This window comes from Paenibacillus sp. FSL R7-0189 (assembly GCF_037969925.1).
Taxonomy (GTDB): Bacteria; Bacillota; Bacilli; order Paenibacillales; family Paenibacillaceae; genus Paenibacillus_AQ; species Paenibacillus_AQ odorifer.
In genome coordinates this window covers 308,542-327,254 of record NZ_CP150223.1, presented here as the reverse complement: position 1 = coordinate 327,254, position 18,713 = coordinate 308,542, and the positions used below count along the sequence as shown (strand labels likewise).

Below are 18,713 nucleotides of genomic sequence, written 5' to 3'. Positions count from 1 at the left end.
TCCTCCTGTAAGAGCTTTATGGCTCACGACAGGGGGAGTTTTTTGTGGACACATAAAGGACATAACGCTCGTCTATGCTAATGTTTATAAATTGTTTGAAAGCGGGGTCTAGATTGAAAAAGAAACTTCTTCTCGTTGAGGATGAAATTCGTATTCGTGAACTGGTATCTGATTATTTCTTACAGAATGATTGGGAAGTACTTGAAGCGGATAATGGAAGAGATGCATTGGTTTGGTTTGATTCACTGTTGCCGGATCTGCTGATTCTGGATATCATGATGCCTGCTATGAATGGCTTTGAAGTGTGCCGTGAAGTTCGTGAGAAATCAGCGGTACCCATCATTTTGTTAACCGCCAAGTCTACAGATGACGACAAAATCTATGGATTTGAATTAGGAGCCGATGATTATGTTACAAAACCATTTAGTCCAAAGGTGCTGGTAGCCCGGGCAAATGCACTCATGAAGCGGGTTGAAGGCACCCATCAGCCTGAATCTGGCATAATAAAATTTGGTTCCGGGATGTTTAATACCTTAGCTCATCGGTTGGAGGTAGAAGATGCGGAAGTGGAGCTTACCCCTAAGGAATATGATCTTTTATGGCTTTTAATACGAAATAAAGGGATTGTCATTTCAAGGGATACGATCCTCAGTCGGATCTGGGGAATTGAATTTGAAGGAGATTCCAGAGTTGTGGACAGTCATATTAAAAAGCTGCGAAGTAAATTGGGTTATGAATCACGTTTTATTCGTACGGTAATTGGCACAGGATACATGTTCGAGGAAGAGGCATGAGAAGACGGGGAATTACTTTTAAACTGTTTGTGATGACCGTTATCTTTTTCCTTTGCTTCTATGGCATGGTGATTCTAAGCCAATTGCTGTTGTTTGACAATTTCTATCAGAAGCAAAAAGAGCACCGCGTGGAGAAACACCTTAAGAGCTTTGCGGCAAGATATATAAGTGAGCCATGGGGAAGCACTCGAACCTCTCAGGAGCTTGTCCGGTTTATGCTGCGGAATAAAACACAAATGGTTATTTTGAAGCTGGATGGAAAGATGAATTCAGAAGATCCATTTCATATAAAGCTAATCGATGATGACGGGAAGAGTATGGTTGTTTCTTTATCCCTATTCATGAATCAGTACGGAGATTCACTGAGAGCAGCAAACATTAAAGTAGATGATCAGTTGAGCGTGGAAGGCGAACTTTTGGACGAAGACAGTGCTTCACCCGTTATACTCTACCCCATAAGCATTACAAAAAAAGGGGGCGGAACAATAGGGGAGACGGGAGAGACTGGGACGATTCATGCATCTGGTACTGTTGCCGAAGTTGTACTGCCTGATTTGAAAATATGGAATCCACGCCAGGGAATACTGTTTGAGGCTCTAGAGGAATGGTTTCCTTTGACACCGGCGCAGGCAGAAGACTTCAAAAATTTGAAAATACAGAAGCAAGACTGGATTGCTCCCTGGAGTGGGAGTCGCAATTCTGTGGTTATTCTGCCCCTGAAGCAAAGTAACGGAGAAATTGAATTACTATTCACAGTCACTTCATTACAGGAAGTTAAGGATTCGAACGATGCGTTGCGTTGGTTCTTTTTATATCTGGGAATGGGTGGTTTTGTCCTGATTCTGGTGCTTTCTCTCTTTTTCTCGAAAATGGTAACGCGTCCGCTAATTAAATTAAATAACATAGCCAAACGTATGGTTTCTCTGGATTTTACAGGGGACACATCGATTCGGCAGAAGGATGAGTTAGGCAGCCTTTCTAACAGCATGTTCACCTTATCACTAAGTCTGGATTCTGCTTTACGAGAGTTAAGAGAGGCCAATCAGCAGCTAGTTGAGGATATGGAGCAGAAACAAAGAATGGAGATCATGCAGCAGGACTTTTTTGCCAACGCCTCCCATGAATTGAAGACACCACTCAGTATTATCAAAGGTTTTGCTGAAGGCTTGGAAGATGGCGTTAGCGCCGGCAAGCAGGATCACTACATTAAGGTAATTATTGAGGAAGCCGATAAAATGGAGTTTCTTGTTAAAAATATGCTAGATCTAGCGCGGTTGGAGTCGGGCACGATTAGACTTCGGAAAACTTCCTTTATGTTAAGTGAACTGACGGAAAAGGTGACGGACAAGCTGGTCCACTTGCTGAGTGAAAAACATTTGGAAGTCATCATTATTCCTGCAAATGAATTACCGGTCTATGCGGATGTGAACTGGATCGAACAAGTTATGCTAAATTTTATGACCAATGCTATCAGGCATGCGGAAGAAAGAAGTTCTATCACCGTCAATATTGAGAGTCATGCCCAGACTATTGTATTCACTATTCAAAATATAGGAGAATCAATCCCTGAAGATCAGCTGGAGCAGATCTGGGAACGGTTCTATCGGTTGGAGCCATCCCGCAGTCGAATGACAGGCGGTACGGGTCTGGGGCTTTCCATTGCGAAGCGAATACTAGATATGCACGCTTGTCTTTATACAGTAAAAAATACGGAGAACGGTGTCAGCTTTACTGTGACCTTTGAAGGTTAAATCGGATCAACAGAAATACTGCTATGAAAGGGGTGAAATTGTATGAAATTGAACTGGTTGCCTTCAACGTGCACACTAGGAAACTTGGGACTAGGATCACTATCCTTGTATTTTACGATTCAAGAACGATATAGCCTAGCTCTATTAATGATATTACTCGCGGCAATATGCGATGTACTGGATGGATTACTGGCAAGAATATTGCAATGTACTAGTGAATTCGGTAAACAATTGGACTCATTGGCGGACATTATATCATTTGGTTTAGCGCCTACCTTCCTTATCTTGTTGTATAGGTTAGAAGATGCCCACTGGATTGGACCTGCAGCTGCAGTTTTCTTTTTGATCTGTGGCGCACTTCGTTTGGCCAGATTTAATCTGTCGGCGCCTTCCAAAGGGTTCGTGGGGATGCCGATTACTGCTGCTGGAGTCATTCTGTCGATGATTTCTTTACTAGATGAACGTATGAAACCAGGACTGGTCATCGGATTAATGGCATTGCTGTCCGTAATGATGATTAGCCGTATCCCATTTCCGTCCCTTAAAAAATCCTTCAACAGGAAGTGATACACCCATGCCTTGGATTATAGAGTTTATTTCACAGTACGGATATTTAGCCATATTTGGCCTTATGGCACTTGGGATTATCGGACTTCCTGTGCCTGATGAGGTGTTAATGCTGTTTGTAGGCTATTTATCCTCCGTTATGGTTTTGGATTTTTCACTTTCTGTATTGGTTTGTTTCATGGGATCCATCACAGGAATGCTTATCAGCTATACCATTGGTCTAAGGCTAGGGCAACCTGTGGTAGCAAAATTCGGCAAATGGGTTGGCCTTACACCCAAGCGTTTTGCGAGTATGAAAAAATGGTTTTTGCGGTTCGGAAACTGGGCGATTTTTATTGCTTATTTTATTCCCGGTCTGAGGCATGTATCGAGCTATATCTCTGGAATCAGTGCTATGTCTTTCAAAAAATATATACTCATAACGACTGCAGGAGCGCTAACCTGGTCACTTCTTTTTGTTTCCATCGGCTTTTTTGTGGGGGCTAAGTTTTCCTTTTTATAGCCATTGAAGTTTAACATTATTAATCGCAATTGAATGGAGCAAGATCAATGAATGTATTCAAGCGATTCTACGCGAATAGGACTACCAGACGCTTTTTTATTCTCGCACTTATTGGGTTGCTGCTGTACATGGTTCGAGGAATGCTTAATCTGGTACTGCTGACGTTTCTGATTGCTTTTGTCATGAACAGCTTTCAGATTGTGCTCAGCAAACGAATTGGTAAATTCATGAAGGTTAACAGTAAGGTGATTATTGTCATTTTATACCTTGCTTTAATCGCATTGATTGTACTGGCCCTTGCAAAATATCTTCCTAAAGTATTGGAGCAGATTAAGCAATTAGCCATCTTCCTCACCAATCTCAAGTCAGAGGATCTTCCGCAGAACAAGATTACATTATATTTGTATGATATGCTCAGGGACCTTAACTATCAGTCCTATATCAAAAGAGGCATCGATTATGTGCTGCAGGTTAGCAACTGGGGTGCAACTTTCGTTCTATCAACCATTTTAAGCTTTGTGTTTATTCTGGAGAAGAACCGGGTCGTCAGTTTCACTTCTAGGATGAGAGAGAGCAGGATTGCCTGGTTTTATATAGATCTGGAATATTTCAGCCGAAAATTCATCGTTTCCTTTGGGAAAGTAATAGAAGCGCAAATTCTCATTGCCATGTTCAATACCTGTCTTACTGTTATTGGCTTGTGGCTGCTTAACTTCCCGTATTTATTTGCCCTGGCGATTTTGATTTTTTTGCTCAGTCTCATTCCGGTGGTTGGTTTTTTGATTTCGCTCATTCCGCTTTTAATAATTGGTTACAACATCGGCGGTCTGATAACAGTTACTTATGTGCTGGCGATTATTGCGGTGTTGCATTTTATCGAAGGCTATTTCTTGAATCCTAAGCTGATGTCCACAAAAATGAATTTGCCTATGTTCTTCACCTTTAGCGTGTTGTTGTTCTCTGAGCATTATATAGGTGTCTGGGGACTTATTCTTGGTATTCCTATCTTTGTATTTATGTTGGATATCCTTGAGATTACCCACGAAGATTCGTTCAAAAGAGCGAACCCCTAAGCTGAATACTAAAAGACTCAAGTTATAAGCTGTTTCCGGTACTTTTCCGGAGACAGCTTATTTGTCGTGCACATTGCTCAAAAAAATTGCTAATGGGCTTTTTTTGTAAATAACGTTTTATATTGTGTCCTGCTGTCATAAGTTAGCTAAGGGAGTAATGTTCAGAGTCTTTAAAGAAGGAACAGGAACAAAGGAGGTACAAAAAAGATGGAATCACAGCTGCGGAGGTATACCCCCTTTAGGGGCCCGTTTGATCCTTGCCCACCGGTGCCGTTCAAGACGTATGTAGTTCCACCCAATCAATTTATCACCTTTCAGCCACCCGATTTGCCACAGTTTAGTTTGCAGGAGGCTCTGAAGTATGGAACGCTCTGGCCAGCACTATTTAGTCCGTATGAATCCAAGTGCAAAGGAGGAGGAAAATAGACTATGGAGGCAAATCCTTGCGACCAACGTTATTATGAATTGCTTGAACAGTTGCAGACCCTTGATTTTGCCTTAGTGGAGTTGAACTTATATCTAAATACGCATCCTGACGATCTGAGAAGTATTGAACAATTTAATCAGCTTACGCTGGAACGAACCAAGCTAGCGAATCATTTTCAGGAGTTATATGGTCCGCTGCAGAATTTTGGCCGCGCTTATTCTAAATGTCCATGGGAATGGAATCAACCCCCTTGGCCTTGGCAGGTGTAAGAGGAGTATAACCGTAAGGAACTATTTTTCTAGAGGAGGGAAGTTCCCGAATGTGGATATACGAAAAAAAACTGCAATATCCGGTACGGGTGGGTAAATGTGATGTCCGGATGGCGCGTTATTTGAGTGAGCAATACGGAGGAGCAGATGGCGAGCTCGCCGCTGCACTACGCTATATGAATCAAAGATACACGATTCCAGATAAAGTTATTGGCGTGTTGAACGATATTTCGACTGAGGAATTCGCTCACCTTGAGATGATTGCCACGATGATCTACAAGCTGACGAAGGATGCTTCGGTATGTGAATTAGAGGAAGCGGGATTAGGGCCACATTTTGTAGCGCATGATCATGCCCTGTTCTACACGGATGCTAGCGGAGTTCCATTCACCGCAGCCTATATTCAAGCTAAGGGAGACCCTTTGGCAGACCTTTATGAAGACATTGCGGCTGAGGAAAAAGCCCGGGCTACATATCAGTGGCTGATTGACATGACGGATGACGTGGATCTGCAGGATAGCCTCAAGTTCCTGCGGGAGCGGGAGATTGTGCATGCATTACGGTTTAAGGAAGCGGTGCAGATTATTATTGATGATCGGAATCAGAAGCGGGTGTTCTAAGGATTTCTGTGAAAATAACATTTAAAGCCGTTCTCTTTTAAAAGAGAACGGCTTTTTTACGTTAGAAAATATGGAGCGGCCAACAATCCAGCCATGCATAAAGCCATTTTTCAAGCCTTGTTTGGTCATTTCAATGGTAATGGTGAAAGCAGTAAAGCTCTTGCAGCCATTGGAGATGAGACACGTTAATCCATCAACATTGCTTTGATTGAAGGTGAAAGTGATTGCGAAAAAGAAACAGATATAATCGAATATTTGAAAAAAATAGCCATGTCAGCTTCGGCTAACAAGGCTATTAATAATGTCACGAGTTCTGGTTTCCATTATTTAATTGTTATCTTTATCGGTTTGTTTGATCAGTTCATAAGCGATATACCCCATCATTCCCAAGAACAACCCTGTGCCTGCAATAATGTAAACGATCGTAAATATTTTTCCGAGTGCTGTCTGGGGAACAAATGTTGGATGACCTAATGTACTAAGCGTTGCAACACAGAAATAAATAGCATCCAGGACAGACAAACCTTCCTGTTTGACATAAAAAATGGTTCCGGACAACAGCGTCATCAAAACTAATAAGAATAATGCTTGGAAATTTTTACGTTTGAGCGCTTTCCATAAGCCCGAAAATAAACGTTTTAAAGTTAGTAAAAATGATAACATGCAGCTCCACCCTTCATTTATATTAGAGCATACATAACAAATTAACGTCAAATTTAAAATAGATTTGCAGGAAGAAACCGAGGAGGATGTGGGGAGCTTGAATTTCTAACACTCAGAGCAGAAACTGGTCGCAATCCATTCAAAGCAAGTCTAAGCTATGTTATTATTACCTTATATTTTCCTATAAATAACAATATATAGAGTTTGGAGGTTTATGAATGAGAAGTAAGCGTAGCTTGATAATGCTGTTATTGTTTGCTTTGACGATTATACTTTCAGCCTGTAATGATAAAAAAACTGCAATATTATCCATGGATGAAATACAGGATCTAGCTCATCAAGGCGAGGCGTTGTCGTGGAAGGATTTTGAAGGTTATCCCTTTGAAGATGTCGGTTCAGGCTTGTACATCCGTAAATATGAAATCAATGAAAACTACCATGTGCTGGTGGGTGGCGGAAGTGTTGATGCAGCTCCTCTGTATATAAATCTTGTCAAAAGAAACGGAGAAAAGATCGATATCCGTTATGATGACATCGATCATTTTATCCTCAATTAAATGAGGGGCATTTAGGTCTATGGTTGGCGGGAATGGTGCGGAGAAATGTAGATCCAGAACAACGCGCCAAAAATGTAACTCCATCGGAGCTGGATGAGATTGTGAAGGTAGTTATTTTGAGCAGTCTGAATGGGGAACAACTTATTCATAAGCTGCAAAATCTGCCGATTGAGATCTACCAGCATGGACAAGAAGATATTATGGATATAAGTCCCCAAGGTGTAAACAAATGGACAGGACTAAAAAATTTAGGCATAGAACCGCAGCAATTTATTGCTTTTGGTAACGATGCTAATGATATAGAAATGTTCAGACATTCCGCACACTCGGTTTGTGTTGGCGATCATATAACCTTGGGAGAAGTTGCAACGGAAAAGGTTAGTAGCGGTGAAGAGCAGATTGTTAGAAAAATAATGGAGCTGGCGGGAGGGCTGCGATAATTGTTGGGATGGTGATCACCAGCTCAGAGGTCATTGTTGCGGACTGTATAGTCGCTATTTCAGGATTTAGCTTCATTAGGCGGAGTGTTCGGACTCAGGAGGCGTTATCAAGTCAGAAGACAGCGGTTTTTGCACAAAAACAACTCAATAACGACTCTGGGGTCCGAAAAACCTCGTTTCTGCCTATTTCGAAGCCAATAAGGTCATTTGAGTCCGATGGTGGGAGGTTGGTCGCTATTTGCAACAAAACAACCTGCCATGAAATCAGCAGGTTGTTGCAGGGATGAGCAGAAGTAAGTGCGATAACTATTCTATATAAGTTCTTGGCGGCGATTTAAATAACGATATAAAACACAACCGGATATCGCGCATATAGCTGCACATAAACCGATAAAACCATACCCAGCTTGAAGTCCACGTAGCAAGCCAGTTTGTGTTTCTGCTCCGTAAAGCCGCTTCACACCTTCGATCACTGCACCTATGGCATAGTTGCCAATCACGCTACCGACTCCCATTAGTGTAACTGTAAAGGTGATGGCAGTGTCACTGCCATGCGGATACCTTTTTGCGATAAACGCCATGACGGTCGGATAAATCATAGCGATACCTATGCCTGCTGCTGCAAATAGAAACGCGAGCTGTTCCCCACCCAAAATAGCAGCAAACGTACATAAGGCAGAGAAGGCTGAAAAGATGATAAGCGATAGATTGAAACCAATCTTATCTGTAACCGGCCCCAGCAGGAGCCTTGCTAGCGAGAAGCAGAGAAAAAAGGTGGACAACATACCAGAAGCTGTAACTGTATCCCACAAGTATGCTTTTTCTAGGAAATTCACTAGCCATCCACCTACTGCAAGTTCTGACACTACACCGAAAGAAAGAATAAGCACCATCAGCCATAAAGCGGGATCGCGCACCAGCGTTTTTAATGGGATCCGGTCCTCTTGTGGAAGATCGTCACCCGGAAATGTACTGCGCAAGGCAGATAGAATAGGCAGTAAAGATAAGCTTAGCATAATCAAATACATTCCGCGCCAGTCGAGTGGATGGCCAAATATACTTACCGACATGAGTCCTGTTGCCAGCAGTGGAGCTAAGGTTGAACTAAATCCGTAGAAAAAATGGGATAAGTTCATCATCGTCCCGGTATTTTTTACGAAGATGCGTGCTCCCAAAATGGCAAGACCAATCTCCAGCATTCCGTTTCCGATGTACATCAGGAAATAAGAAGCTGAGAAAAAGGGGTAGCTGTGGGAGATATAGATTAACACTCCTGAAAATATCATGGATGCAAAAGCAATGATACTGACAGCCTTGATCCCCCACTTCCGAACCAATACAGCTGTAAAGGAGCAGGCGATCAAATAACCTAATGCATTTAGGGATAAAAGGGTGCCAAGCTGTTTCTCGTCCAGATTAAAGTCGAATTGGATTCGCGGAATGGCGGGTCCTTTAATATTTTCCGATATGCCAAACACTATAAATCCCAAAAAGATGGTCGCCAATTGCATGGCATAAATCTTGTTAAATCCCCCGAAGCGCTTTTTCAAATTAAGATCCTCCCAGAGCGGGTTACTTTATTGCTCAATGTCTCTGTAATACTCTTCCTTAAGTTTTTCCCAGTGTTGCTTATCGTCTTCGGTGATTGCTCTTAATACCTTGCATGGGTTACCCACCGCAATTACATTGTCAGGGATATCCTTAGTTACGACTGAACCTGCACCGATGATTACATTGTTGCCGATTTTTACCCCAGGATTAATTACCGCGTTTCCACCAACCCACACATTGTTTCCAATGGTAATTGGTGTACCGAATTCAAGCATACTAATACGCACGTCCGCATCTATAGGGTGACCAGCAGTATATACGCCTACTCTAGGTCCAAAGAGAACATTGTTACCAATCGTTACTTTAGCTACATCAAGGATAATGCAGTCAAAATTAGCGTAGAAGTTATTGCCAACGGTAATATTACTGCCGTAATCACAACGGAAGGGAGGTTCAACATATAATGATTCTCCTGTAGACTCAAATAATTGCTTGAGTAGTTCTACTCTATATTCACCTTGTTCTTCCGTCGTATTGTTAAATAAACGAGTGAGCATTCTGGATCTTTTGTTATCCTTTGCTAATTCTTCACCGCCTGCCATATATAGCTTTCCTGCGATCATGTTTTCTTTGTTTGTTGCCATTCGTAGTTCCTCCTGAAGTGTATGTTAGTTTTATGTTTTTAACGGCGCTTCTCAACCAACTGCAATGAGTAGGTTAAGCTTTCAAGTGTGATCGCAATTAATCCGTTCATGTAATGATCATCAGGTTGATCCAGCACAATTAAGTGAGGCATATGCTCCTCTGGAATCACTTCCAGACAACGTTGATAAATCGGCCGCACATTCTCTTGTTTGACTTGTTCTCCTGTGAGAGCTATGGTCTCTGGATTAATAATTGCAATCAGGGACGATATAGTGTGAGCCGCCAAAGGGATGAAGGTATCCGTGTGGTCCAAGCTACTCAATTGCTGTTCACGCGAGATTCCAAACGGTAAAAAAGAGACTTCACCAGCAAATCTAGTATTACCTTTGTGGATATGCCCGTCGATCATCATCCCGGCGCCTGGAAAAGCTCCTTTGATAAAGGTCACCACGACAATGGTTTTATCCTCTTCATAATCCTGCTGTTTATAGAACCCGTAAACGGTCAGATTCATATCATTTTCAATCGTGACTTCAAGCTCGTATTTTTCTCTGAGCAGTGATTCTAAGGGAGCATTAATTAACTCTTTAATGTCACAGATATTAATGACACCTTGGTGAGCAAGGCCGGGAATTCCAATCCCGACTGCCTTGATGTTGTTATATTGTTGGATAAGCGTATCCAGCAGATGGTCGATGGCTGCAGCATCTATGTACTCTAATTCCATCCATCCATGATCCACACGATCACCAACTGAATTGGTCACCGCATAGGTTATGGATTTCTGGCCATCCTCAATTTTGGCATAGATACATGCAATATAGGAAAAATCAGCGTTATAGATAAATCGTCTGGCCGGTCGACCTCCATTTGATGCCTCCAGTTCAGTCTCAATGACTTCACCAGTCTCCAGAAGTTCATTCAGGATATTTCCGCAGGTAGCAATACTTAATCCGGTGGCACTTGCAATCGTGGATTTGGTTCCTTCTTTCATCGATTTCAAGGCCTGCTTGATAAGCTCCTGATTTATCTTTTTAACACGAATAGAATTGTTTGCGATTTGGGTTATTTTATTCACCTCTAGACTTTTAAAAATGGTTATTAAAAGTATTATCAATACTATAACTTGGCTCTATATAATTGTCTAGCAATCGACAGTTTTTTATTATGGATTTTTTTGAAATGACATGTGGCTTTTAATCAACCTGCGGTGTCTAATTAAATGTAAGGTCAAGAGGAGGTTCTTACAATGTCTGGAGCTCATGACAAATCCACTGTTTATCCGGATGCACAGGGAGACAAGCAAAGCTTTGAAATCACTTATAATCAATATCGCGAAAGAATCCATAAATATCTTTTGTTGAAAGTAAACTCGGGTCAGAGCAAATTCATAATCTTGTTATTCCTACTTTTCAATAATTAAATTCCGAGGGCTGGGATCTTTAAACGATCCGAACTAGAGTTGCATGAACAATTTGTTGTATATTTAAAAAATAGATAGTTAGATTTCTATTCAAGGGAACCCAGAAGCCATCTGGATGACTTCTGGGCCCTGAATATTTCGATGGAATGCCTAATATGATTAGCGGGTTTAAATCAGAATGTTAGCTTTAATTGGCATCCGCTTGTATAACAAAAGCATATCTATATTCTTTTTCTCCCCAGCTTGCCGTTATGCTAAAGCCTCTATAGTCTTTTTTGTTCTCTTCGTAAAACGAACTCAATGAAGAAGCCATATGCTTTTCGATCGTAAAGGAATATTTACCGTCTTCTTTTGTAATTGGAACTTCTAGTGTTTCTCTGGATGAAAATTGATAAGCTCCACTCTTATTTAGTACGCTATCTTCGAGCGATACATTATTTGGCTCAGAATCTCCAAAGTCTAGAGTAATGATTTCTCCATTTTTTAAATATTGAATATTCTTTACTGCATCCTGCTCAAAGGCGAATTCAAATCCACTTGCTTCAGCGTTTGAGGATAAGTCACTCTTCGCGTTAGCTAATTTAGTGTTAGATAATGTTGTACTTTTAATTTCTTGATCTCCTGCGCTTATCTTAAGATCTCCTATATTACTCTCTGCACATCCACTTATACCTATTAAAGAAACTATTAAAAGAATAGACAGCATCATTTTTTTCATCGAACAATAATCCACCTTTTCCGAAGAGTTTCACAAAAAGACCACTTGTAATGAGTGTACACTATGGAAATTAATAGAATCAATGTTATATAATTCACTAAGATACAAGCTGAGAATGTTCACTCATAATTTGAACCGGGGACATAATCTAGGGAAAATTTATATTCGGCCAGCCAGAACCTTCTGGTTGGTCTTTTTAATGTGATGCGTCTACTTTGTAGGCGATTTCGTTATATTTAGTAGATTGGTAGATTGGAGGGGAATTAAATCGGAGAGGACAAATGGGTCACAGAAGCGCAGCAGGGCAATGAGGCAGCGGTGGAATTATTAATTCGGTATACCTATAGCGATATTTATCGATTCATCAGATGGAAAATACATAATGACGAATTAGCCTGGGATCTTGCACAGACGGTGTATGAAAAAGCATGGGCCAAGCTTGGCAGCTATCAAAATAAACAGGGGAGTTTTCGAGCTTGGTTGATGGCGATCGCGCAAAATGTCTGCATTGACTATTTTCGCAGCAAAAGTGCTCGGCAAGCAGAGTTGAATCAAAGCTTATCTGATGAAATCACAGTCGAAGGAGACTTTCTTGAAGGAATATTACTTCGTGAAGAGGTTAAGCAGGTATACGCCGCGATTTGCTCACTGCCAGAGGAACAGAGGGATGCGCTCTTGTTAAGGTATAAATATGAATTTACGTTTACAGAAATAGCTGCCGTAACTCATGAACCTGAATCAACTGTGAAGTCAAGGGTAAGTCGATCACTGATAAAATTACGCGATTTACTAAGGTATTCCAAGCAAGAGGATATATCCCAACCCCTAAAGAAAGGAGCAGGGAAATGAGGGTTAAACGTAACCATCAAGATTACCTCAATCTAAATTTACAGGATGAGATGACAGCAGAGTCTGTAGAGGAGATCGTGAATTCCATCAAGTGCATTCCTGAACCGCCACTCCTTGACGGTTTTGCAGAAGAAGCCATGAGCAGGTGGAGAAGATCCAAGCGGGCTTTACCTGCGCCAGTCCCACCAGTTCCTCTATTTGTACGGGAACAGATGAGGATTCTTTTTTCACAGGGATGGTGGAGAGAAGTTGTGCTTGGTGTGATCTTGTTTGTAGTAGGATATTTGGTTCTGAGTGTTACGGAGATTGTTAGCCCTATGTTTATTCTGTCCATCGTGGGTTGTATTCCTTTACTGGTGGTCGTCTCTCATACGGCTCGGAATACGCTCTGTGGAATGGGAGAACTCGCACGTAGTTTTAGAATCCCGTTGCATCGGTATGTGCAAGCTCGGTTCCTTATGGCAGGGCTGATCTCACTAATGATTAACTTTAGTGTTACTGCTATGGTAACCCCTTTAGGGGGAAAGGAGTTTATGCTGCGTATGACCTTGCTATGGTGCATCCCAATCCTAATGAATGCGGCGGTAGCGTCAGTATTATCTACGCTGATACGTAATTTTAGACAATTAACGACCGTACTCTTCAGTTTGCCTCTCTTTTGGATGATTTTATTTTCCGGAGAATTTGCAGTGAGCTGGACGACGTCGGTTGAGTTATTTTGGTTAATGGGATTGGGTGTTCTGTCGGCAGTGTTATTTGTCTTAGCCATGAGGTTTCAATCCAGAGTATTGAGCAAGGGAGGGTTTCTGATTGGAGCTTAAACTATGTAATATCGTACATGATTTCGGCAAAAAGCGAATTTTGAATACTATTAACCTTTCTATGTCACCTGGTGTGTATGGTCTTCTAGGACCTAACGGAACAGGAAAAACGACATTGATGCGTATTGTCGCAGATGTTCTGTATCCGACTCGTGGAAATGTACTTTTAGATGGACAAAACAAGGATGACATGGGGGATCAGTACCGGGCTCAGATTGGTTATTTACCACAGGAACTGGGGATGTACAATCATTTTTCAGCTCGTGATTTCTTGTATTATGTTGCTGCCCTAAAGGGGTTGACCAAGAAGGAGGCGAGTGATCGTATAGAGGTTCTGGCTCAAACGGTTAATCTATCCGGTGAAATGGATAAAAAATGCGGAAAGTACTCCGGCGGGATGAAGCGTAGACTCGGTATCGCACAAGCATTGCTTAATAATCCGAGCATCCTCATATTGGATGAGCCCACAGTAGGACTTGATCCCTCGGAACGCGTAAGATTTCGAAATTTAATTTCTGAAATATCAAATGAGCGCATCGTTATTTTGTCTACTCATATCGTTTCTGATGTTGATCATATAGCTAAACAGGTGCTACTGATGGGGCGAGGAGAGTTACTTCGTCAAGGAACAATTAAGGAGTTGACCGATGAATTGCAAGGAGAGGTTTGGGAGGTTCATATCCCTGCACGGTTGCTGGCTCAAATCGAAGAGAAGGGAACTGTATTGAATGTGCAGCAGTCAGATACTGGACTAGTGGTTCGGATAGTCAGCAAGAATTCGCCAGTTGAGAATGCGGTGATGGTGAATCCTTCATTAGAAGATGTATATATGCATTATTTTCGGAGGGGATGATACACATGAACCGTCTGGTGATGTTTGAATTACGCAAAATTATGATTCCCAGAGTCTGGATTTCTATAGCTGGAAGTACTGCATTAGCCATTTTTTGTTTTGTTAGTTTCTACCCATCCGGTACGGATAGTCTATTGGTTGTAAACAAGGAAAAGCCTGAAGCTATCGCCGCTCATCTAGGACCGATTCAAGCAGATTTAGTTTTGAAATACGCTCCTAGACTCAAAGAAGAATATGCCGAAGACAGCGCTTGGCCCAAAGAGGAGAAGATGAAACGAATTCTGGAGCAACACTATGCTGGTACAACTTATATGGTAGATCAATTCAACAGAAATTTAACAGAGCTGAGAGAGCGGAAGGTTTTATTGGAGAAGCAAGAACCAGGATCATATGCACTAAGAGATGTTACTAAAAAACTCTCCATGCTGGAGGAGGGAAAACCACGGGGGTTTTATGTAACGGAGGACTGGGACTTATTACATATATTTTTTTCAAGCTCGCCTGGCGTCGGCGATCTTCTGATCGGTCTTATTCTAGTATTTGCGCTGGCACCCTTGTTCTCTGGTGAGGAAAACTATAGAATGGATGCACTTATTCTATCTAGTAGATACGGAAGATTGAAGATTGTTGCGGCAAAACTATTAGCTGGATTTATAGTTACGCTTAGCTGGGTAACTCTTTTTTACGGAATTTGCACATTGCTGGCCTGTTTACCGTTCGGCTTCGTGGGCTGGAATGCCCCGCTGAATAGTTACTTTTATTTTGATGAGACTCCATATGCCTTAACCCAGCTGCAGGGATTTGCCCTGAAATATGCTGTAACCTTGCTGGCTGCATGTGGTCTATTGTTATTGACGGCGCTGATATCCGCTTTGTGTCGGAGTAGCTTAAGCAGTCTTGGACTGGCAGCATTCGTAGTTATTCTTCCCCTTTTCTCTTTGCCTGGAATGTTGGGCAAAATAATCTCTTTTTTACCGTCAGGTGTAATGGTTAGCAGATCCTTAATCGAAAAATATGTATCCTATAACATTTTTGGCATCCCTATATTACATCTACCCTTGTCAATCCTTTCGGTGATAATCATAGGTATACTTGCTATAATGCTTATCCCCAAAGCTTTCGAACGTCGATTAAAGGTCTAAGTAGTAGGTAGGTTAAGATCGTTCCCGCTATGAAGGGGAGCGATCTTTTTGGCTTTTCTTGTGAAAAAGGAGAGCAGTATATTTACGAATCAGACTTTTTACCCGATAGTTAAGATAAAGGGTTAATCACGATAAACCTGACAAAGAGAGCAGGAACCCCTTACCGATAAGAACGAAAGGGATTATTAAATTGAAGATAATGAAGCTATTGGTACTAGGTCTTATCTCAGGGACAATTGTGACATGCGGCAACGTGAGTTATAGAGTTCATGCTGAAACGACAACGTACGAGAATACAGGGACATATGAAGAAGTGGAAGAGGACGGTGAGGAGGATCCGGCATCTTCACTGTTCACTGACATTCAAGGTCACTGGTCTGAACCTTGGGTGCGCTGGGCGTTAGGCAACCAATTGATGGTTGGTTATGATGATGGGAGCTTTCGACCGGATCAGCCGATTACGGAAGCGGAATTTTTGAAATTATTTTTTCTTTCTTTCGGCTATCCAAAGGCTACTAGCATAGGCGAAGAATGGACAGCAGCACCGTATAGAATGGCTAAGTGGTGGAATCATCCAGTTACTGGACTACAATATCCAGTGGCAAGATCGACTCCAATCACCAGAATGGCCGCCGCAAGGTTAGTTGTATCTGGTCTAGGGATGAATTACAACGACACGGATTCCGTCGTTTATTTGCTGGGTAACTCTCTACTTCCACTTCCCGGGGAGCCAACTTTAGTCGGTTTTAAAGGAAATCTCCCGCTTACAAGAGCAGAGGCTATACAATGGATGAGAATGCTCAAGCTTAAGGGAATATATACTGTAAATTCTCGTCCAGAAGAACGATCGGATCGGAGTCTATTACCGTCATTACCGGAACAGGGTACAGGCTTGAAGGACTTTATAGCGGCTCCGGTAACTGATAGTGATTTCGGAATAGCGGATAGTGTACGTAATCTTTTTATTGATTTTGGGAGTTCAAGAATGTTAGTAGAGGAACATTACGGGGATTCAACAGGTCAAGATGTATTCAATAATGAAATGTATAAAGAAGTATCTGTACATTATGATACCGAAGGTCGGCTGAACGCTTGGAAAATAGACAAAGATAATGAGCGCATTGATCCAATCCACATAGGTACATTGAACAATATTCGACCTGGGGTAAGTACATTGGAAGATGTGCTAAAGGCATACGGTACATACGTTGCAGTGGATAACGAATACGGGATTATAGTGAGTTACTGGTTTGAGAACAAGGGTGGAGTGTATGAGCCCCGATTGTCACCTTTTGAAATGGATAATATGGAGGGTGGGTTCTATATAGGCTTCATTATTGACAAACAATCTCTGAAAGTTCAAACCATACTCATATCTACAGCTCAGCAGGCAATGAATCCTACGGATATATAGGAATTGTACTGGAACCTTATTCATTCTTTAAAATGTGACGGCATGTCTTTCTGAGGCAGCCGTCTTTTGTTTTATAATTTTTTTCACCTCATAAGCTAACATTCCGAGAACTTTATCGTTATACATACGAAGGGAGGTGCAGGATGAAGCCCGGGCAGCTACATCAGATACTTCAACCTAAAATGTTAGAAATTCAAAAATACTTGATTCGTCTCGGGGCACCTGCAGCCGACGCTGAAGATATCGTACAGGATACGGTGTATAAGGCTCTTTTGTATATTGATTCCATTGATGAGAACAAATTCAGTGCATGGTTATATAAAGTAGCGATCAACCGCTACTATGATCTGTGCCGCCGACGCAAGCGGATAGTCATTCCTATTGACTATGTAGATGTGCCGGATATGGAATTGCCAGAGGATCATGTGCTGTTAAAAGAGAAACGGGAAGACATCGAAAGAGTGTTGGATGAGCTTCTACCGCTCCATAAACAACTCATTATTATGAAATATGAGCTGGAGCTGTCCTATCAGGAGATAGCTGAGCTTCTGGGAATTACGACAGATACAGTGAAATCGGCATTGTTTCGTGCCCGCAAGCAATTTCAAAAAAAGTATAGAGGTGAAGCGGAATGACAGCTCCATGGGAACAAAAGGATGATCAGAACCTTTCAAAAGTAATTAAGAAGGCAAAACGAAAAACAATGATTCGAAACACAATCATTTCTCTAGTGGTGACGGTTATAGTATTATTCGGCGGGATGCTGGGTAACGCCCATCTGACAAGCTGGTTGGCGATGCGTGGTTTGGATGAAGAGAGGATCATGATGAAGATTAGCAGTCCTAACCTTCAGGAGTTGAGAACTGAACTTGATTTAGGGTTTCTATCGGGTAAAGTTGAACTGAGCACTTACAAAGTTGTTGAGGGTGTGCCCATCGTATGGGATACTAAAAAACTGTATTTCGATATGGGCAGCCGGTTTTCTCTGCTTAATAGGGGATACTCTAGTATAAATGTTCCTGACCCGGTAATGACACAGCAAAATTATGAATACTACCGAGGATATAACAGTCAAAATGCTCAGCGGGAAATGATGTTTTATGTGCCTGGAGTGAATTATAACGAAAAAGTGCTGAATGACCTGCCTGCACTCGAACAAATGGAACCTGGTAAGCTCGTAGAAATGGCAGTTTCTTTTGATAAAGGCTACACTCAGGCAGAGGTAGAGAAGATGCTGCCGGCGGGTTTGACACAGACATGGTATTGGGTGGATACGTATGACGATAAAAGGAACCTTGAGTTTATTAGGAATGACAGCGGTCCGAATAAATATGCCTTACCGGAATCAGCTAGACAAGTATATGGCTACGGTGGGGAATGGGAGGGGTTATTTAAGCCGAAACCAGAGGATTTTTTACAATCCTTAACCTATGGGCTTCAGATGAAGGGCAAGCATTACGGAGAGTTTGAGCGAATCTCGAATTACTTGAAAAAGGATAAAGCGGCGCCGGACGCCAGTGATGTACAGCTATTGGGAGTTGTCGTTACTGGAACAGCGAAAGAGCTGCAAAGCCTCAAAGGAAAACCCTATGTAAATACGGCAGTTCTCGGCGCGATTGTGGATAAATATTAGA

22 protein-coding genes are annotated in these 18,713 nt (G+C 41.8%); 17 read left to right on the top strand and 5 right to left on the bottom strand.

The genetic code is table 11. The features are described 5' to 3' along the window. The first annotated feature begins 113 nt into the window (after nt 1-113). The 8 genes from MKY63_RS01595 to MKY63_RS01560 all read left to right on the top strand — a co-directional run bounded on the left by MKY63_RS01595 (nt 114) and on the right by MKY63_RS01560 (nt 6,003). Nucleotides 114-794 carry a response regulator transcription factor gene (locus tag MKY63_RS01595; RefSeq protein ID WP_036684076.1) on the top strand — a complete coding sequence of 227 codons (681 nt, stop codon included), beginning with the start codon at nt 114-116 and terminating at the stop codon, nt 792-794. Then, a complete protein-coding gene (locus tag MKY63_RS01590; protein ID WP_036684074.1) occupies nt 791-2,545 on the top strand; it encodes a HAMP domain-containing sensor histidine kinase in 1,755 nt (584 codons plus the stop codon). Before MKY63_RS01595 ends, MKY63_RS01590 begins: the two co-directional genes overlap by 4 nt. A 42-nt stretch (nt 2,546-2,587) precedes the next feature. Beyond that, nucleotides 2,588-3,112, top strand: a complete 525-nt coding sequence (gene pssA, locus MKY63_RS01585) for a CDP-diacylglycerol--serine O-phosphatidyltransferase (RefSeq protein WP_036684073.1) — start codon at nt 2,588-2,590, stop codon at nt 3,110-3,112. A gap of 7 nt (nt 3,113-3,119) precedes the next feature. After that, nucleotides 3,120-3,614 (top strand): DedA family protein, encoded by a 495-nt coding sequence (locus MKY63_RS01580; RefSeq protein WP_036684072.1) that lies wholly within the window; start codon nt 3,120-3,122, stop codon nt 3,612-3,614. 47 nt (nt 3,615-3,661) lie between these two features. Beyond that, the gene (locus MKY63_RS01575) at nt 3,662-4,687 is read left to right on the top strand and encodes an AI-2E family transporter (protein ID WP_036684071.1); all 1,026 of its coding nucleotides are present in this window, start codon (nt 3,662-3,664) and stop codon (nt 4,685-4,687) included. Between the two features lie 207 nt (nt 4,688-4,894). Continuing rightward, nucleotides 4,895-5,113 (top strand): spore coat associated protein CotJA, encoded by a 219-nt coding sequence (locus MKY63_RS01570; RefSeq protein ID WP_036684070.1) that lies wholly within the window; start codon nt 4,895-4,897, stop codon nt 5,111-5,113. Nucleotides 5,114-5,116: 3 nt separating this feature from the next. Further along, complete coding sequence (locus tag MKY63_RS01565; RefSeq protein WP_036684069.1) at nt 5,117-5,383, top strand: spore coat protein CotJB; 267 nt, start codon at nt 5,117-5,119, stop codon at nt 5,381-5,383. Between the two features lie 50 nt (nt 5,384-5,433). Next, nucleotides 5,434-6,003, top strand: a complete 570-nt coding sequence (locus MKY63_RS01560) for a manganese catalase family protein (protein WP_036684067.1) — start codon at nt 5,434-5,436, stop codon at nt 6,001-6,003. A 327-nt stretch (nt 6,004-6,330) separates the two neighbouring features. Here MKY63_RS01560 and MKY63_RS01555 read toward each other — a convergent pair whose 3' ends face one another. Continuing rightward, nucleotides 6,331-6,666, bottom strand: coding sequence for a potassium channel family protein (locus tag MKY63_RS01555; protein WP_076104570.1), 336 nt, complete (start codon nt 6,664-6,666; stop codon nt 6,331-6,333). Nucleotides 6,667-6,884: 218 nt separating this feature from the next. On the opposite strand from MKY63_RS01555, the gene MKY63_RS01550 reads away from it, so the two are divergent. Together MKY63_RS01550 and MKY63_RS01545 are read left to right on the top strand one after the other, a co-directional pair. Continuing rightward, nucleotides 6,885-7,223: a hypothetical protein gene (locus MKY63_RS01550; protein WP_038569602.1), complete on the top strand. Its 339-nt coding sequence runs from the start codon at nt 6,885-6,887 to the stop codon at nt 7,221-7,223. Nucleotides 7,224-7,255: 32 nt separating this feature from the next. Beyond that, nucleotides 7,256-7,663 (top strand): HAD hydrolase family protein, encoded by a 408-nt coding sequence (locus MKY63_RS01545; protein WP_081388120.1) that lies wholly within the window; start codon nt 7,256-7,258, stop codon nt 7,661-7,663. Between the two features lie 311 nt (nt 7,664-7,974). Here the strand turns inward: MKY63_RS01545 and MKY63_RS01540 are convergent, their stop codons facing one another. From MKY63_RS01540 to MKY63_RS01525, 4 genes are all read right to left on the bottom strand, one after another. Further along, nucleotides 7,975-9,174: an MFS transporter gene (locus MKY63_RS01540; RefSeq protein ID WP_076104606.1), complete on the bottom strand. Its 1,200-nt coding sequence runs from the start codon at nt 9,172-9,174 to the stop codon at nt 7,975-7,977. Nucleotides 9,175-9,240: 66 nt separating this feature from the next. Next, nucleotides 9,241-9,858 carry a sugar O-acetyltransferase gene (locus tag MKY63_RS01535; RefSeq protein ID WP_038569607.1) on the bottom strand — a complete coding sequence of 206 codons (618 nt, stop codon included), beginning with the start codon at nt 9,856-9,858 and terminating at the stop codon, nt 9,241-9,243. Between the two features lie 38 nt (nt 9,859-9,896). Next, a complete protein-coding gene (locus MKY63_RS01530; protein ID WP_051491321.1) occupies nt 9,897-10,805 on the bottom strand; it encodes an ROK family protein in 909 nt (302 codons plus the stop codon). 664 nt (nt 10,806-11,469) lie between these two features. After that, nucleotides 11,470-12,000: a hypothetical protein gene (locus tag MKY63_RS01525; RefSeq protein WP_339811311.1), complete on the bottom strand. Its 531-nt coding sequence runs from the start codon at nt 11,998-12,000 to the stop codon at nt 11,470-11,472. Between the two features lie 318 nt (nt 12,001-12,318). On the opposite strand from MKY63_RS01525, the gene MKY63_RS01520 reads away from it, so the two are divergent. The 7 genes from MKY63_RS01520 (at nt 12,319) to MKY63_RS01490 (ending at nt 18,712) form a co-directional block, all read left to right on the top strand. Further along, complete coding sequence (locus MKY63_RS01520) at nt 12,319-12,849, top strand: RNA polymerase sigma factor (RefSeq protein ID WP_051491311.1); 531 nt, start codon at nt 12,319-12,321, stop codon at nt 12,847-12,849. Next, nucleotides 12,846-13,670 (top strand): hypothetical protein, encoded by an 825-nt coding sequence (locus MKY63_RS01515; RefSeq protein WP_038569608.1) that lies wholly within the window; start codon nt 12,846-12,848, stop codon nt 13,668-13,670. The genes MKY63_RS01520 and MKY63_RS01515 overlap by 4 nt, the downstream gene beginning before the upstream one ends. Then, nucleotides 13,660-14,523: an ABC transporter ATP-binding protein gene (locus MKY63_RS01510; RefSeq protein WP_339811306.1), complete on the top strand. Its 864-nt coding sequence runs from the start codon at nt 13,660-13,662 to the stop codon at nt 14,521-14,523. The genes MKY63_RS01515 and MKY63_RS01510 overlap by 11 nt, the downstream gene beginning before the upstream one ends. A gap of 5 nt (nt 14,524-14,528) precedes the next feature. After that, nucleotides 14,529-15,665 (top strand): hypothetical protein, encoded by a 1,137-nt coding sequence (locus tag MKY63_RS01505; protein ID WP_339811304.1) that lies wholly within the window; start codon nt 14,529-14,531, stop codon nt 15,663-15,665. A 199-nt stretch (nt 15,666-15,864) separates the two neighbouring features. Continuing rightward, nucleotides 15,865-17,079, top strand: coding sequence for an S-layer homology domain-containing protein (locus tag MKY63_RS01500; protein WP_339813418.1), 1,215 nt, complete (start codon nt 15,865-15,867; stop codon nt 17,077-17,079). 143 nt (nt 17,080-17,222) lie between these two features. After that, nucleotides 17,223-17,714, top strand: coding sequence for an RNA polymerase sigma factor (locus MKY63_RS01495; protein WP_036684055.1), 492 nt, complete (start codon nt 17,223-17,225; stop codon nt 17,712-17,714). Continuing rightward, entirely contained in the window at nt 17,711-18,712 is a 1,002-nt protein-coding gene (locus MKY63_RS01490; RefSeq protein ID WP_076214333.1) for an anti sigma factor C-terminal domain-containing protein, read from the top strand. Before MKY63_RS01495 ends, MKY63_RS01490 begins: the two co-directional genes overlap by 4 nt. The last annotated feature ends 1 nt before the right edge of the window (nt 18,713 follow it).